Raw genomic sequence first — 15935 nt, 5'->3', positions numbered from 1 at the left:
GGTGGACGGTGAAACACCTGGAGGCCGGCACCCTGAGGTGGACCTCGCCGAGCGGGCGCGCATTCGTGACCGAGCCGGCCACGTTCATCCGTGCGGTGGAACCCCAACCACCGCCGAAACCAGCCTCAGCATCTCTGCCGATGCCGGGTCCCGAACCCGCGCCTTTCTGAGTCCCTCGTGGGCGCCAGGCCACACTGGCGCCGAGACGCTGTCTGCGGTTGTCGATAATCGTGAGGAAATCGTCATCACCCGCGCCGGGCACGAGCCGGTTGTGATCGTCTCCCTCGATGAATACGAGTCGCTCAAGGAGACGGCCTATCTGCTGCGAAATCCGGCCAACGCTCGACGTCTTCTCGGATCAATCGAACGGTTGGAGTCCGGACGGGGCACCGTGAACGATCTGATCGAGTGAAATTCGTCTGGGACGAGGATGCCGGGAAAGACTGTGAATGGTGGCAGTCCCAGGACCGCAAGATCCTCAAACGGATCAACACCCTCCTTCGTGACGTCGCACGAAACGGAAACGAGGGCATCGGAAAGCCCGAACCGTTGAAACACGGATTCCACGGCCACTGGTTCCGCCGTATTACCGATGAGCACCGTCTCATCTACAAGGTCGAAGGCGACGAAGTCCGCATCGCGGGATGCCGATACCACTACGGAAACTAGGGTCACGAAACAGAGGTCGGCGGTGACTCAGTCCTGCGACTTCTTCTGCTCGGTCGAGGCGAGGTCCGCGTCGGTCACCGGCGCGATCGAGTCGCTCCGGTTCCGGGGCAGGCGGGCCACGTAGGCGCGTTTCAGTTCGGCCCAGCGCACCAGGGAGACCTGGTTGGCCGGTGTCGGTTCGGTATTCTCAGCCACGGGAACCCTTAGTCTCGGTCGCCGTCAGTGCTGCTGCGAGGAGCAGGGCGGCGAGAAGCGAACTCACGCTTCAGGGCTGCCCATCGCAGGAGCGAAACGTGGTGGATTGTCGTACTTGTCGGATCGGCCATCGGGTCTCTCAGTCTCAAGCGTGGTTTGAACGGCACGCCGCTGAGCCTGGTTCAATGATATGAAATGGCGATCGAGATTGACACGGTTGCATCGGGATTTGTCACGGTTGAGCATCGAGATGAGTTACCGACCCACCACCATCAGTGGACGGGATCGCACCCCCTATGATAGCGCCGCCGACTCGCATCCGAGCATCTGCCAGACGCCCGGGCTAGAGTCGTGCGAATGCAACCGCCCCACACCAGCCCCGAATCCGCCGACGTCACCCGCAGCAGCACGGTCACCGGCTTCGTCCGAGTGCGGGGCGCCCGGGAGAACAATCTCCAGGACGTCGACGTCGATGTGCCCCGGGACGCGATCGTCGCCTTCACCGGGGTCTCCGGCTCCGGCAAGTCCTCGCTCGCCTTCGGCACCATTTTCGCGGAGGCGCAGCGCCGGTTCCTGGAATCCGTCGCCCCATACGCCCGCCGCCTGATCCAACAGGGGCACACCCCGGACGTCGACGAGATCACCGGACTGCCGCCCGCCGTCGCGCTGCAGCAGCGGCGTGGAACCCCGAGCTCCCGGTCGAGCGTCGGCACCGTCACCACGCTCTCGAACTCGCTGCGCATGCTCTATTCCCGGGCCGGCACCTACCCGACGGATGCCGTGCGCCTCGAGTCCGATTCCTTCTCCCCCAACACCGTGGCTGGGGCCTGCCCCCGGTGCCACGGTCTGGGTACGGCGCACACCGCGACCGAGGCACTCCTCGTGCCGGACGTCACCCTGAGCATCCGTGACGGCGCCATCGCCGCCTGGCCGGGCGCCTGGCAGGGCAAGAACCTGCGGGACATCCTCACCGTTCTGGGCTACGACGTGGACACGGTCTGGCGAGACCTGCCGCGCGCGGCGCGCGACTGGATCCTCTTCACCGAGGAACAGCCCGTGGTGGAGGTCGTGCCGCAGCGGGACCGGGTTGCCAAGCCCTACCAGGGCCGGTTCTGGAGCGCCCGCAGCTACATCATGCACACTCTGGCCGATTCGAAGAGCCAGAGCCAGCGCGAGCGCGCGCTGCGCTTCGTCGAATCCGGCCCATGCCCGACCTGCGGCGGCAGCGGTCTCACCCCCGCCGCACTGCTGGTCACCGTCGCCGGGCACTCGATCGCGGCGCTCAACCGGCTGCCGCTGACCGAGCTGGCCGACCTCATCCGCCCGACCGCCGAGTTGCGCGGAGCCGATGCGGCCCGCCCCACGGCCGCGTCCGGCGAGGCCACCGAGGTCGGGGTCACCCTCACCCGCGACCTGCTCGGGCGCATCGAGGTTCTGCTCGAACTGGGACTGGGCTACCTGAGCCTCGGGCGCGCGACCCCCACCCTCTCCCCCGGCGAAATGCAGCGCCTGCGCATCGCGACCCAGCTGCGCTCGGGCCTCTTCGGCGTGATCTACGTTCTCGACGAACCCTCGGCCGGGCTGCATCCCGCCGACGCCGAACCGCTGCTGCTCGTGCTCGAGCAGCTCAAGGCATCGGGTAACTCGGTCTTCGTCGTCGAGCACAACATGGACATCGTGCGCCGCGCCGACTGGGTCGTCGACGTCGGCCCGGTGGCCGGCGCGGACGGCGGCCGGGTGCTCTACAGCGGGCCGATCGCGGGGCTGGCCGAGGTGCCGGCGTCGGTCACCCGGCGGTTCCTGTTCCCGGCCGACGCTGCCGACGCGGCCGCCGACGCGGAAGTTGACACGGCAACCGACGCTGCCGAGGCGGCCGCACCCGCCGACGGACCCGAACCGCTGCGGGTGCCCGAGAACTGGCTGGGACTGCACGGGGTCACCCGGCACAATCTGCAGGGCCTCGACGCCGACTTCCCGCTGGGGGTGCTGACCGCCGTGACCGGGGTCTCCGGGTCCGGCAAGTCCACCCTGGTCAGCCAGGTGCTGGCGGATGCCGTTCGCCACGCCCTCCATCCCGGGGCCGACGAGCCCGGCACGGCCGGGTCGGGCACGGAGGACGAGGACGACGACACCGACACCGACACCGATTCCAGCCCCCGCGCCACCGTCGACCGCATCACGGGTCTTGGCGCCGTCCACCGCCTGGTGCGCGTCGACCAGAAGCCCATCGGCCGCACCCCGCGGTCCAACCTGGCCACCTACACCGGACTCTTCGACGCGGTGCGGGCGGCCTTCGCGGCCACCGAGGATGCGCGAAGCCTCGGCTTCGGCGCCGGCCGGTTCTCGTTCAATGTGGCCGGCGGCCGCTGCGAGACCTGCGCCGGCGAGGGCTCCGTGAGCGTCGGGCTGCTCTTCCTGCCCGGCAGCTACGCACCCTGCCCGGCCTGCCACGGCTCGCGCTACAACCCGGAGACCCTGGCCGTCACCTACCAGGGGAAGACCATCGCCGAGGTGCTCGGGCAGAGCGTCGACGAGGCCGCGGCCTTCCTCAGCGGGATCCCCGCGGCAGCGCGCAGCCTGGCCACCCTGCGGGAGGTCGGCCTCGGCTACCTGCGCCTCGGCCAGCCCGCAACCGAGCTCTCGGGCGGCGAGGCGCAACGCATCAAGCTCGCCACTGAGCTGCAGCGGGCCCGCCGCGGGCACACGCTCTACCTGCTCGACGAGCCCACCACGGGCCTGCACCCGGCGGATGTCCGCCTGCTCCTGACCCAGCTGGGCCGCCTGGTCGACGCCGGTAACACGGTGATCGTCGTCGAGCACAACCTCGACGTGGTGGCCGCCGCGGACTGGGTCATCGATCTGGGCCCGGCCGGCGGCGACGCGGGCGGCCGGATCGTGGCGACCGGGACCCCGGCCACGGTCGCCGCGCATCCGCACAGTCGCACGGCCCCCTACCTGGCTCACCGCCTGGCCGCCCGGTAGCCCTTCCCGTTCTCGTGGAGTGCCTCGCGGCGCAGGTTATGCACGGCGGCGCAGGCTGGAACCTGCGCCGCCGTGCATAACCTGCGCCGCCGTGCCGCTCGATGCCCCGGGCCGGCCCCGGGCCCGGGCCAGCCCGGCCGACCCGGCGGGTGCCATAGATTGGGAGTGACGTTGCAGCGCAAAGGAGCTCTCATGACCGGTTGGCGGATCCGCGACTTTCACTCGGACGACCTGGACGGCATCCTGCGTCTCTGGGAAGAGATCACAGCCGCCCGCACGGAGCCCGTCTACGGATTGTCCGAGGTGCTGGCGTCCTGCCAGAAGGACGACGCCGTCGTGGCCATGATGGGCGACGAGGTCGTGGGCGCCGCCGTCGGCCGGGCCGCCCACGCGCAGGGCTGGGTCGTCTTCCTCGCCACCGCACAGCGGGAGCAGGGCCGAGGCATCGGCACCGCCCTGCTGGCCGCCCTGGAGAAGAAGATGTCCCGGCACGGGCTGACCAAACTGTCCGCGCTGATGCCGGAAACGGCCACCCGGGTCGACGCGTTCGTGAAGCGCGGCTTCGAGGTCAAGAAGAACCTGCGCTACTTCGAGCGCCACATTCCCGTGCAGCGGGAGGAGCTGCGATCACTCACCGAGCTGGGCGGACGCATCCTGGCCCGCGACCTCTGGGAAGGCGTCGGCGGCATGCGCACCGAGAAGGAACTGCTCGAACGCCGACTGGTGATGCCGCTGGCGAAACCCGACATGGCCGAGCAGTACGGCGTGGTGCCGCCGAAGGCCGTCGTGCTCTTCGGCCCTCCCGGCACGGGCAAGACCACCTTCGCGAAGGCGATCGCCTCCCGGCTGGAGTGGCCCTTCGTCGAGGTCTTCCCCTCCCGGCTCGCCGCCGACCCCAAGGGCCTCGCCGGAGCGCTGCGCGAGACGTTCCTGAAGATCTCCGAACTGGAACACGCGGTCGTCTTCATCGACGAGGTCGAGGAGATCGCCGCCCAGCGCGGCGGCGAACCGCCCTCGGCCCTGCAGGGCGTGACCAACGAGCTGCTGAAGATCATCCCGGCCTTCCGTGAACAGCCCGGCCGCCTGCTGGTCTGCGCCACGAACTTCATCCGCGCCCTCGACTCCGCCTTCCTCCGGCACGGCCGCTTCGATTACGTGATCCCGATCGGGCTTCCGGATGCCGCGGCGCGCCAGGCCATCTGGGAGCGCTACGTTCCCCCGGCCACGGCCGGCACGGTCGACCTTGACCTGCTGGTCGAGGCGAGCGACGGCTTCTCCCCCGCGGACATCGAATACGCGGCCCGGCGCGCCTCGCAGGAGGCCCTCGAACGAGCGCTCTTCGAAGGCGCGGACGAGTCGACTCCCGGCGGCCCCGGCACGGACGACTACCTGCTGGCGATCCAGTCCACCCGCACCACCGTGTCGCCCCAGGTGGCCAGCGAATTCCTCGAGGACATCGAGCTGCTGGCGCGGCTCTAGCTCGAAGACCCGGCCGGCTCAGGCGCCGGCGGATTCCTCGGTGAACTCGGCCAGGGTGGCCTCGATCGTGGCGTACGACCACCGGTAGGCGGCATCCTCGTCGCGCTCGACTAGGGCCTCGGCCAGCTGGTTGTGCCGGTGGGCCGAGGGCGGCGTGTACTCGGTGATGGTGAACCGCTTCTCTTCCTGCCGGGTCTGGAGGACCGCCGCCACCGTGCCGGCGAAGTGTGCCATCACGCTGTTGCCCGACCCGATCAGGATCAGCGAGTGGAACCGGACGTCGGCCTCGAGAAACCGCGGTCCCTCGCCGGCCAGGTTGGACTCCATCATCGCCGCCGCCGCGGCCTGCACGGCGTCCAGCTGTTCCTGCGTCATCAGGCGGGCGCTGAGGCGGGCCGCGACCGGTTCGATTCCGAGCCGAAGTTCGAGCAGCTCGCGCATCTGGGTGTAGTATTCGGCGCCGCGACCCCGGCCGCGCCATCCGATGATCTGGGGGTTCATCAGGTCCCAGAATTCCCGCGGGAGCACCTGCGTTCCGACCCGCTGCCGGGGCTCGACCATCCCGAGCGACTGGAGCACCCGCAGCGCCTCCCGCAGCACCGAGCGGGAGACGGCGAAGTCGTCGATGATCTGGTCGAGGTTCAGGATGTCGCCGGGCGCATAGGCGGCGTCGACGATCTGCTGGCCCAGGGCGTTCAGCACCCGAGCATGCAGGCCCCGTTCACGCCAGGATGCTGCGCCCGCCCCACGGTTCATCTCAACTTCTCTCTCCGGGACCCGTGCGAGCGGCCCGCCGCCGGATGTCCCCCCGCGATCGTAGCGGCGTTGGTCACGACGACGTAATTCCTGTGCCACACTCAATTATCTGATTAATCAGATATTTGGACGATGGGGTCGCAGAGAAGCCGCCTCGGAATGGATATTCACATGAATTTCGCCCTTGCGGTCCCGGTGGTTCCGATCGAACCGGCCGGCAGCAACCTGCAGCTCATCATCGCGGCCCTCGTGGGCGTCGCCGTGATCATCGTGCTGATCACCTGGCTCAAAGTGCACCCGTTCCTCGCCCTCTCGATCGGCGCCGTGGGCGTGGGCGTCGGAGCCGGGCTCGCTCCGGCCGCCGCCGTGACCAGCTTCAGCACCGGCTTCGGCGCCACCATGGCGGGCGTCGGCATCCTGGTCGGTTTCGGCGCCATGTTCGGCAAGCTGCTCGCCGACTCCGGCGGAGCCGACCGCATCGTCGACTCCCTGGTGACCCGCTCGAGTGCGCGCACCCTGCCGTGGACCATGGCCCTGATCGGCGGCCTGATCGGCCTGCCGATGTTCTTCGAGGTCGGTCTCGTGCTGCTCATCCCGGTGATCATCCTGGTCGCCCGCCGCAGCGGACTCTCCCTGATCCGGATCGCCATCCCCGCCCTCGCCGGCCTGTCGGTCATGCACGGCCTCGTGCCGCCGCACCCCGGGCCCCTCGTGGCCGTGACCACGCTGGGCGCGAACCTCGGACTCACCCTCGCCATCGGCGTGCTGATCGCCATCCCGACCGTCATCATCGCCGGCCCGGTCTTCAGCAAGTTCGCCAGCAAGTGGGTCTCCGTGCCCGTGCCGCAGCTGTTCCTGACCAACGAGGAACAGGGCCTGGGCGAGAACGCCAAGCGCCCGAGCTTCCTGATCACCATCTCGGGCATCCTCCTCCCCGTCGTGCTGATGCTCGCCCGCTCGATCGCCGACGCGGTCAACCCGGGCTCCACCTCGCCGCTGAACGCCACCCTCGACTTCCTCGGCACCCCGATGATCGCGCTCGGCATCGCCGTCATCTACGCGATGATCGTCTTCGGTCGCGGCGGCGGCATGGACCGCACCGCGGTCGCCAAGTCGCTCTCCGATTCCCTGCCCCCCATCGCCGGCATCCTGCTGATCGTGGGCGCCGGCGGCGGGTTCAAGCAGGTTCTGATCGACACCGGGATCGGTACCGTCATCGCCGACGCCGTGGCCGGCAGCAGCATCTCGGTGCTCCTCCTGGCCTGGTTCGTCGCCGCGCTGATCCGCGTGGCCACCGGTTCGGCGACGGTCGCCACCGTCACCGCCGCCGGCATTCTCGCCCCCGTCGCGGCCAGCCTGGGCGGCACGGATGTCTCCCTGATGGTTCTGGCCATCGGCGCGGGTTCGCTGTTCCTCTCCCACGTCAACGACGCGGGGTTCTGGCTCGTCAAGGAATACCTCGGCACCACCGTCGGGCAGAACCTGAAGACCTGGACCGTGATGGAATGCCTCATCTCCGTCACCGGCCTCGCCGGCGTCCTGCTCCTGAACATCGTGATCTAACGTGTTCGCGAGAGCGCAACCGGTGCTCGTGATCATGGGCATCTCCGGGTCGGGCAAGTCCACCGTGGCCGGGCTCCTCGCCGGCCAGCTCGGCTGGGACCTCGAGGAAGGCGACGACCTGCATCCGCAGGAGAACATCGACAAGATGTCCGCCGGCCACGCCCTGAACGACGAGGACCGCGCGCCCTGGCTCGACACGGTCTCCTCCTGGATCATCGAGCACACCATGGCCGACGTGCCGGGCATCATCACCTGCTCCGCGCTCAAGCGCCGCTACCGCGACGTGCTGCGTGAGCACAACGTGGTCTTCGTGCACCTGGCCGGGTCGACGGAACTGATCGGGCGGCGCCTCGCCACCCGTCACGACCACTACATGCCGGCCTCGCTGCTCGACTCGCAGGTCGCCACGCTCGAGGCGCCCGACGCCGACGAGCGCGCCATCACGATCGACGCCGGCCGCGCCCCGGCCGAGGAGGCCGCGGAGATCGTGCGGCGACTCGGGCTCACCCCCCGGGCCGGGTCCTCGACCCTCGGCGCGGCGGAGCCGGGCAAGTCCTCGGTGCCGCGCGCTGCGGCGCCGGCCCAGGGGTAGCACCCGCAACAACGACGGTCCCCGCGGTCACGGCCGCGGGGACCGTCGCGTGCTCCCGCCGGCGGAGCCTGGTTTCTGACCTTCCGCTCCGAGTGCCCTATCAGCGAGCTATGACCGGCCTGATCGGCACCCCCGGTATGCCAGCATCGACCTCGCGGGGATCGACCCCATGGAGGCGTACTGATGACAACCACCGTTCACGGCACACAGATGCCACTCTCGACAGATCACCGGCACCCGGCCGCCGGGCCGGCACTCCCGGCACACTCCCAGCAGCTGCCGATCCGGAGGATCGTGGTGGGGCTCTCCCTCACCGTGCTCGCGGCCATCCACGTTCTGGACCTGCCCGGCAAATTCGCCGAAACGCCCTATCTCGCCGTGGCCTACATCGGTCTCGTCGTGACCGCGCTCGTCATCGCCGAAAGGCTGTTCGTGGTGGGTTCCCGCCGCGACTTCGCGGCCGCCGCATCACTCTCGGTGCTCGTGATCGCCGGATTCGTCGTCAATCGCACCGTCGGAATGCCCGGGGCGATGGATGACATCGGCAACTGGCTGGAGCCTCTCGGACTCCTCTCCCTCCTGGTCGAAGCCTTCGTCGTGTGGCAGGCCGCAGCGGCCCTGCTCACCCGCACCCGGCACTGAGCCGCGCCGGACGGGCACCGACGGCACCGGGCCGCGGCCTCGAGCGCGTACGCTGAGATTCACCCGCCTGACGTGACCGCGTGAGGCAAAGCGCCCGACGGATGCCGGAACGGAGGCAGGAATGACCCGCACTCTCGACGCGCGCACGACCCGCCCCCGGGCGAGTGCCGTCCGGCCCGTGATCCTGGCGGCGCTCACCCTGGCCGCCATGCTGCTCTGCCTGCTCGCGGTGCACTCCGCCGGCCACGGAGCCGGGCACGACATGCCGGCCGTCGCCTCGTCGTCGTCGATGACGGCCGTGCACAGCGCGGCTGCCCACGTCGCGGCCGCCCAGAGCGCAGTCGCCGACGTCGCTGCCGACGTGGCTGCCGCACCCGTCGGGGCGTCCGGCGGCGCCATGCTCGCGATGACCTGCTCCATCCTGCTCGCACTCGCCGCCGTTGTCGTGCTGGCCCGTCGCCCGTCTCTCTTCCAGCGCCTGCTCGAGGCGGGCGGCTTCGTCGTCGGCTCGTTCCGGGCCATCCCCCTGCACCTGCACCGTCCCAGCCTCACCCTGCTCTCCATCAGCCGCGTGTAGACCGAGACCCCGCCCGCGCACCTTCCCGGCTGCGCGGCTTCGCCGTCCCCTCGGCGTCCGGTTTCTCACTCTTCATCGATGAATGGACGAACAATGCTCAGAACTTCCCGCACCATCCGCTCTTCTCTGCTCGCCACCGTCGCGGTCGCCGCCGCCCTCACCCTGAGCGCCTGCGGCGGTGCGACGACCGCCACCGGGCCCGGCGCCGGCAGCACCCCGGCTGCCTCCTCCGCCGCCTTCAACCCGGCGGACGTCGCATTCGCCCGGATGATGATCCCGCACCACGAACAGGCCGTCACGATGAGCGACGACCTGCTGGCCAAGCACGGCGCCGACCCGCGCGTCGTCGACCTGGCCACGCAGATCAAGGCCGCCCAGGAGCCCGAGATCGACCAGCTGACCGCCTGGCTGACCGCCTGGGGCGCCGACGCCGGCGGCATGTCCGACATGGACCACGGCACCGACGGCATGATGAGCGATGCCGACATGATGACGCTCGGCAACGCCTCCGGCGCCGACGCCGACCGGGTCTTCCTCGAGCTGATGATCGGTCACCACGAGGGTGCGATCGCCATGGCCCAGACCGAGGTGGACGACGGCGAGAACGCCGACGCCCAGGCCCTCGCGAAGGCGATCGTCGCGTCGCAGACCGATGAGGTCGCCGCGATGACCGACCTCCTCGCCGCGCTGTAAGGGCCGGGCACCATGACCGAACGCACCGGCGGCATCCGCCCCCGCGCCATTCGCCACCGCGCCATCCGCCCCCAAGCCATCCGCCAGACGGGCACCGCCGTGGTCACGGCCGGCCTCGCGGTCCTGCTGGCCGGCTGCGCCCCCGGCACGGATGCCCCGGCAACCGCCACCGCTCCCTCCACTGCCGCCGCCGCTTTCGAGCACATCCACGGCCTCGGCGCCGACCCGGCCACCGGGCAGACCTACGCCGGGACGCACGAGGGGGTCTGGGTCATTCCCACCGGGGCCCTCCCGGACAGTTACCTGGCGGGGGCCCCGCGCTCCGGCGCCACCGCGCTGACCCGCACCGAGGGTCCCGTCTTCGACGCCATGGGCTTCACGGTGGCGCCCTCCGGGCTGCTGCTGGCCTCGGGGCATCCGGACCCGGGGCAGAAGTCCGCCCTCACCGGGCCGAACCTCGGGCTGGTATCCAGTGCGGATGCGGCGGCGAACTGGGCATCCGTCTCGCTGGCCGGACAGACCGACTTCCACGACCTCGACGCGGTGCCCCTGGCCAGTGGGGCCCTGCGGATCTTCGGCTATGACGCCGCCGACGGGACCGTCGCGGTCAGCGACGACGACGGCGCCACCTGGGCGGCCGGAGCCACGCTGGCGCTGCGGGACCTGGCCGCCGACCCCGCGAACCCCGACCGGGTGTTCGCGACCACGGCCGACGGCCTGGCCGTGAGCGACGACGCGGGGCGCACGTTCGCCCCGATGACGGATGCGCCGACCCTCGTGCTGATCGACGTGGTCGACGCCGCGGCGGGCGGCGGGCTCGTGGGCGTCGACCCGGACGGCCGGCTCTGGCACCAGGCGGCCGCGGCCGGACCCTGGGCTCGTGACGGGCAGGCCGACGGCACGCCGGAAGCGCTGAGCTTCGTCGGCGGTTCCTCGCCGTGGATCCTCGCCGCGGACCAGCGCGGCGTTGTCGCCAGCGACGACTACGGACGCACATGGACCGTTCTCGTGCCGAGCCGGGCTTAGGCGCGACCGGTGGAGAACATTACCCCCGGGGGCATACTCAGAGTGACGAATCCAGGACTGCGGACGAGAGGACAACGACCATGATGTGGGGTTATGACGGAGGAATGGGGTGGGCCTGGTTCTTCGGTCTGCTCGTCATCATCGGGATCGCGCTGCTGATCGTCCTGGCCGTGCGGCTGTCGGCCGGCCCGCCGGTCGGGCCGGCCGCAGGGCCAAGCGCCGGGCCGCCGGCCGGACCGGCGCGGGAGAACGGGACGCCCGGGCGCAGCCGCGCCCGCCAGATCCTGGACGAGCGTTTCGCGAAGGGCGAGCTGACGGTGGAGCAGTACCGCGAGCAGATCCGGGCGCTGGGCGAAGGCGGCGAATGAAACCGATCAGCCGCCGGACCGCCCTCACTCTGGGTGGCCTGGGGGTGGCCGGCACGGTCATCGGCGGGGCGGGTCTGCTCTGGACCGGGCAGGGCGACTCCGGGCAGGGCGGCCCCGGCCGGCCCGCCGGCCCGGCCGCGGGCGACGCACTTCGCGAGCCCGCCGAGCTCCGCAGCCGGGCGGGACTGCTCGAGCTGCGACTGGATGCCGCCGCCGGACGGACGCAGATCGGCGGCAGGACCGCCACCACCCTCGGCTACAACGGCGGCCTTCCGGGGCCCACCCTGCGCCTGCGCGCCGGCGACCGCCTGCGGGTGAGCCTGCGCAACGGCCTGACCGACCCGACGAACCTGCACGTGCACGGCCTGCACGTCTCCCCCGAGGGGAACGCCGACAACCCGTTCGTCATGATCGACCCGGGCGCCTCCTTCGACTACGACTACCTGCTGCCGCAGGACCACCCGCCCGGCCTCTACTGGTACCACCCGCACCACCACGGCCTCGTCGCCGACCAGGTGTTCGGCGGCCTCTACGGCGCCATCGTGGTCGAGGACCCTGACCCGGTCGACGTCGCCCGCGAGCGGCTGCTGATCATCTCCGACCTCACCCTCGACGGGTCGGGACGGGTCGCCTCGGCCGGCCGGGCCGAACGGATGGCCGGCCGCGAGGGCGAGCTCGTGCTGGTCAACGGCCAGCTGAACCCGACCCTGGGCATCCGCCCGGGCGAACGGGAGCGCTGGCGGATCGTCAACGCCTGCGTCTCCCGCTACCTGCGCCTGCGGCTCGACGGGCAGGCCGTGCAACTGCTCGGCCTCGACTCCGGCCGATTCGAGACGCCCCAGGACGTGGCGGAGGTGCTGCTCGCGCCCGGCAACCGCGCCGACCTGCTGGTCACCGCCGCGGAGGGGACGGCCGTGCTGCGGGCGCTGCCCTACGACCGCGGCAGCATGGGCGGGATGATGGGCGGCACCGCCCGGTCGACGGCGGAGGTCTCCCTGGCCACGGTGACCGTGTCCGGCGAGGCCGCGGCCGCGGCATCCGTCGTTCCCCGGCGTCCGGCGGCCCGCGATCTGCGCGCCGAGCCCGTGACGGCCCGCCGGGAGCTGATCCTCTCGATGGGGATGGGCGGCGGGATGGGCGGCGGGATGGGCGGCGGGATGAACTTCACCATCAACGGCGAATCCTTCGACGCCGGACGGGTCGACACCACGGTGCAGGGCGGCAGCGTCGAGGAATGGCTCCTCACCAACACCAGCCCGATGGACCACCCGTTCCACCTGCACGTCTGGCCGATGCAGCTCCTCGAGACCAACGGGCGGGCCGCGGACTCCCCCCCGTGGCAGGACGTCGTCAACCTGCCGGCCCGAGGGTCGGCGCGGGTGCGGATCGCGTTCGACGACTTCACCGGCCGCACCGTGTACCACTGCCACATCCTCGACCACGAGGACCTGGGAATGATGGGCGTCGTCGAGGCCCGGGGCCCTCTGCTCGGCGGATAGTCAGGCTGCTCTTCTAGACTGAGCCGGAAAGAAACGAAGGATATGAAGCACTCTGGGTTGTTCCGGCGCACGACGCCGAACCCGAGCACGACCGACAGCCAGGCCGCCCGAGCGGATGATTTCTCCTACCTCGACCCCGGCTCGACCTACCTCGACTCTGCCTGCCAGAGCCTGCGTCCGCAGCCCGTGCTCGATGCGATGACCGAGTACTACACGGCCTACAACGCCTGCGGCGGGCGCGTGAAATACGCCTGGGGCACGCGCGTCGACAACGAGGTGCAGGACGCGCGCCGCGCGGTGCTCGACCTGCTCGGGCTGTCCGCACGCCAGCGAGCGGTCTCCTTCACCCTCAACACGACCTTCGGCCTGAACCTGCTGCTGCAGCAGCTGCCGCAGGACCGGTTCGCCTCCATGGTGACCAGCCACATCGAGCACAACTCGGTGTTCCTGCCCACGATGACGGCCGCCACCCGGCTGGGGGTGCCGCGCCTCGTTCTCGACCGCACCCCCGACGGCGCCCTGGTCTACCAGCCGGCCCAGCTCGAGCGGGCGGTCGTCGTCGTCAACGTCGCCTCCAACATCGACGGGCGCCTGCTGACCAACCTCACCGACCTCGTGCGCGACACCCATGCCCGGGGCGGTATCGTCATCCTCGACGCGGCGCAGGCGATGGCGCACAGCCGCGCCCTGCTCGCCAAGACCGAGGCGGACGCGCTCTGCTTCTCGGCGCACAAGATGTACGGCGCGAGCCTCGGCGTGATCGTGGCCACGCACGAACTGATCGAATCCCTCGACCTCACCTTCGTGGGCGGCGGCATGGTGGCGGATGTCCGGGAAGACTCCTACGACCTGCTGCCGGGCGACCCCGGCGCCCTGCTCGAACCCGGGCTGCAGGCCTGGGGCGAGATCATCGCCCTTCGCCGCGCGATCGGCTGGCTCGGCACCGTTCGCCCGGGCGGGCAGACGCCGGCCGCGCACGTCGCGGCGCTGTCACAGCAGATGTTCGAGGGACTCGCCGAGATCCCCGGACTGACCCTGCTCAACACGGAGCCCAGCCCCGTGATCAGCCTCTACGCACCGAGGCAGGATTCGCACCGGCTCGCCGTGTTCCTGTCCCAGTCGGGCGTCATGGCGCGCAGCGGTTACTTCTGCGCCCATCACTACCTGAAGGAACAGCTCGGCCTGCCGCCGCTGCTGCGCTTCTCGCTCGGACTGCACTCCACCCCGGCCGACATCGACAAGGCCGTCCAGGCCCTCGCGCGCCTGATGAAAGGCCTCTCGTAAGTGTTCTGTGTTGCCGCATTCATCGTTCTCGTCCTCATGGCCGCCGTCTCGGCCAGGTACCGCCGCTACCTCGGCAAGGCGTGGAACTGCACCCTCCGCCGCGTCACCTTCCGCCCCTGCGACACCACCTTCAAGCAGGACATCAAGGACCACCTGCTCGCCCCGCTGGCCGTGCGCCGTCCCGGCCTGGTCGGACCGGCGAGCGTCACGCTCGAGGTGCTCGCGGTCCTGGTGGTCCTGACCACGATCTGGAGTGGGTACACCGTCGTCAAGAGCGGCGTCAACCTCTACGTCTACGGCACCTGCAACAAGCAGGATTCCGCCTCCTGCAGCCTGGGCGCGGAGGCCTGCGCCATCCCCGACCAGACCCCGACCTTCGGTGAGTCCCTGGCCGAGGGCGACGTGATCGGGGCGTTCGGCAACGACTTCGCCAGCCTCGGCAAGACGTTCTCGGCCATTCCCGCCCGCATGCAGAACTGGGACGCGAAAGACTACCTGCCCGCCAACGCCAGTTACCTGAACCCGTTCGACGAGAAGAAGGAAACGGCGCTCGAGGTCATCGACCCCGGCTGCACCTACTGCCTGCAGCTCTTCCAGAACATCGAGAAGGCCGGCTTCGACCAGAAGCAGAACCTCACCTACATCGCCTACCCGATCGCATCCGAGGACGGCTACAAGTTCAAGAACTCGCTGCTCGTCACGCAGTACCTTGAGGCCCTGCGCCTGAACCCGCTCGACGGCGCGAAGACACCGGTCGACTGGGAGATCCTCAGCCGGATCTACACGGAGAAGAACGAGGCGGGCGTGTCCTGGCAGAGCGTGATCAACGGCGCAGACCCCGCCGTGGCCACCGCACTGCTCCAGGACTGGTCAGCCGAGTTCGGCCTGAGCCCGGCGCAGGTCGCCGAGGTGGCATCCGTCGCCGCCTCCGACGAGGTGGCCGGCATCATCGCCGCGAACACGGAGCTGGTCGAAGAGAGCATCCACACCGTGAAGATTCCGTCGATCATCTTCGACGGGCGCCGCCACGACGGACTCGTCTCGCTGGACGACCTGGACTAGACGCGGGGCGGGCGGCCGAAGCGGCCGAAGCGGCCGAAGCGGCCGGACCGGGTGGCTGCTACGGCTTCCAGACCATCAGCACGACGATGAGCACGAGGAGCAGCGACGCGATGCCGGAGCCCATGGCCACGCGGGAGTAGCCGGCGATCTTGGTGCCGGTGGCGGGCATGGCGTTCGTACTCAGTGCCTCTGTACTCAGTGCCTCGGCGGCGGAGCGCATCGCCGGGACCACCAGGAACAGGTTGATCGCGAGGGCGATCACGTACAGCACGATCGACAGCCAGACCCAGGTGGAGCCGAAGGAGAAGCCCTCGTCCGCGTCCGCCATGCCCAACGCGCCGAAGCCGAAGAACGCCACCAGCACGGACAGCAGGCTGAACAGGTAGACCGATTTCGCCAGCGCGGCGACCTGTCCGGCTTCCCCGGCGCGCATGGAGCGCATCGCCGTCATGGGCAGGATGGCCATCGGGCCGACGATGAAGACGGCGGAGACAATGTGCAGGGTGTTGAACAGAAGTTCCATGGCTTCAGAGTAGGCCCGGGGCGGC

Annotated in this window: 17 protein-coding genes; 14 read left to right on the top strand and 3 right to left on the bottom strand. The window is 70.1% G+C overall.

What is annotated here, in order from left to right:
* Positions 1 to 412, top strand: a 412-nt coding sequence (locus E3T42_RS17615; protein ID WP_370262047.1) for a type II toxin-antitoxin system Phd/YefM family antitoxin, incomplete at its 5' end; no start/stop codon positions are given.
* Positions 409 to 669 (top strand): Txe/YoeB family addiction module toxin, encoded by a 261-nt coding sequence (locus E3T42_RS08190; RefSeq protein ID WP_134402802.1) that lies wholly within the window; start codon positions 409 to 411, stop codon positions 667 to 669. The genes E3T42_RS17615 and E3T42_RS08190, both read left to right, overlap by 4 nt.
* Before the next feature lie 27 nt (positions 670 to 696).
* Here the strand turns inward: E3T42_RS08190 and E3T42_RS16725 are convergent, their stop codons facing one another.
* The gene (locus E3T42_RS16725; protein WP_160141038.1) at positions 697 to 864 is read right to left on the bottom strand and encodes a hypothetical protein; all 168 of its coding nucleotides are present in this window, start codon (positions 862 to 864) and stop codon (positions 697 to 699) included.
* Between the two features lie 357 nt (positions 865 to 1221).
* Between E3T42_RS16725 and E3T42_RS08185 the strand changes: the two genes are divergently transcribed.
* A complete protein-coding gene (locus E3T42_RS08185) occupies positions 1222 to 3846 on the top strand; it encodes an excinuclease ABC subunit UvrA (protein WP_134402801.1) in 2625 nt (874 codons plus the stop codon).
* Between the two features lie 192 nt (positions 3847 to 4038).
* The gene (locus E3T42_RS08180) at positions 4039 to 5325 is read left to right on the top strand and encodes an ATP-binding protein (RefSeq protein ID WP_134364993.1); all 1287 of its coding nucleotides are present in this window, start codon (positions 4039 to 4041) and stop codon (positions 5323 to 5325) included.
* A gap of 18 nt (positions 5326 to 5343) precedes the next feature.
* Here the strand turns inward: E3T42_RS08180 and E3T42_RS08175 are convergent, their stop codons facing one another.
* On the bottom strand, positions 5344 to 6081 hold the full coding sequence (locus E3T42_RS08175; protein ID WP_134402800.1) for a FadR/GntR family transcriptional regulator: 738 nt from the start codon (positions 6079 to 6081) through the stop codon (positions 5344 to 5346).
* A 171-nt stretch (positions 6082 to 6252) separates the two neighbouring features.
* On the opposite strand from E3T42_RS08175, the gene E3T42_RS08170 reads away from it, so the two are divergent.
* The 10 genes from E3T42_RS08170 (at position 6253) to E3T42_RS08125 (ending at position 15387) form a co-directional block, all read left to right on the top strand.
* Positions 6253 to 7644 carry a GntP family permease gene (locus E3T42_RS08170; protein WP_134364995.1) on the top strand — a complete coding sequence of 464 codons (1392 nt, stop codon included), beginning with the start codon at positions 6253 to 6255 and terminating at the stop codon, positions 7642 to 7644.
* A gap of 34 nt (positions 7645 to 7678) precedes the next feature.
* Positions 7679 to 8236 (top strand): gluconokinase, encoded by a 558-nt coding sequence (locus E3T42_RS08165; RefSeq protein ID WP_134365002.1) that lies wholly within the window; start codon positions 7679 to 7681, stop codon positions 8234 to 8236.
* A 183-nt stretch (positions 8237 to 8419) separates the two neighbouring features.
* Positions 8420 to 8878, top strand: coding sequence for a hypothetical protein (locus tag E3T42_RS08160; RefSeq protein ID WP_134364996.1), 459 nt, complete (start codon positions 8420 to 8422; stop codon positions 8876 to 8878).
* A gap of 121 nt (positions 8879 to 8999) precedes the next feature.
* Positions 9000 to 9455, top strand: coding sequence for a hypothetical protein (locus E3T42_RS08155; protein WP_134364997.1), 456 nt, complete (start codon positions 9000 to 9002; stop codon positions 9453 to 9455).
* A gap of 93 nt (positions 9456 to 9548) precedes the next feature.
* Positions 9549 to 10148 (top strand): DUF305 domain-containing protein, encoded by a 600-nt coding sequence (locus E3T42_RS08150; RefSeq protein WP_134364998.1) that lies wholly within the window; start codon positions 9549 to 9551, stop codon positions 10146 to 10148.
* 12 nt (positions 10149 to 10160) lie between these two features.
* Complete coding sequence (locus tag E3T42_RS08145) at positions 10161 to 11174, top strand: F510_1955 family glycosylhydrolase (RefSeq protein WP_134402799.1); 1014 nt, start codon at positions 10161 to 10163, stop codon at positions 11172 to 11174.
* Between the two features lie 80 nt (positions 11175 to 11254).
* Complete coding sequence (locus E3T42_RS08140) at positions 11255 to 11542, top strand: SHOCT domain-containing protein (RefSeq protein WP_134402798.1); 288 nt, start codon at positions 11255 to 11257, stop codon at positions 11540 to 11542.
* Complete coding sequence (locus tag E3T42_RS08135) at positions 11539 to 13041, top strand: multicopper oxidase family protein (protein WP_134402797.1); 1503 nt, start codon at positions 11539 to 11541, stop codon at positions 13039 to 13041. Before E3T42_RS08140 ends, E3T42_RS08135 begins: the two co-directional genes overlap by 4 nt.
* 42 nt (positions 13042 to 13083) lie before the next feature.
* Positions 13084 to 14325: an aminotransferase class V-fold PLP-dependent enzyme gene (locus E3T42_RS08130; protein WP_134365199.1), complete on the top strand. Its 1242-nt coding sequence runs from the start codon at positions 13084 to 13086 to the stop codon at positions 14323 to 14325.
* The gene (locus tag E3T42_RS08125) at positions 14326 to 15387 is read left to right on the top strand and encodes a hypothetical protein (RefSeq protein WP_134365198.1); all 1062 of its coding nucleotides are present in this window, start codon (positions 14326 to 14328) and stop codon (positions 15385 to 15387) included.
* 58 nt (positions 15388 to 15445) lie between these two features.
* On the opposite strand, the gene E3T42_RS08120 is transcribed toward E3T42_RS08125, so the two are convergent.
* The gene (locus E3T42_RS08120; protein ID WP_134365197.1) at positions 15446 to 15910 is read right to left on the bottom strand and encodes a DUF2269 family protein; all 465 of its coding nucleotides are present in this window, start codon (positions 15908 to 15910) and stop codon (positions 15446 to 15448) included.
* Positions 15911 to 15935 lie beyond the last annotated feature (25 nt).

It is taken from the genome of Cryobacterium sp. TMT4-10 (genome assembly GCF_004403275.1).
Classification (GTDB): Bacteria; Actinomycetota; Actinomycetes; order Actinomycetales; family Microbacteriaceae; genus Cryobacterium; species Cryobacterium shii.
Note: the sequence above shows the minus strand (reverse complement) of the source record. Positions and strands in the feature narration are given on the sequence as shown.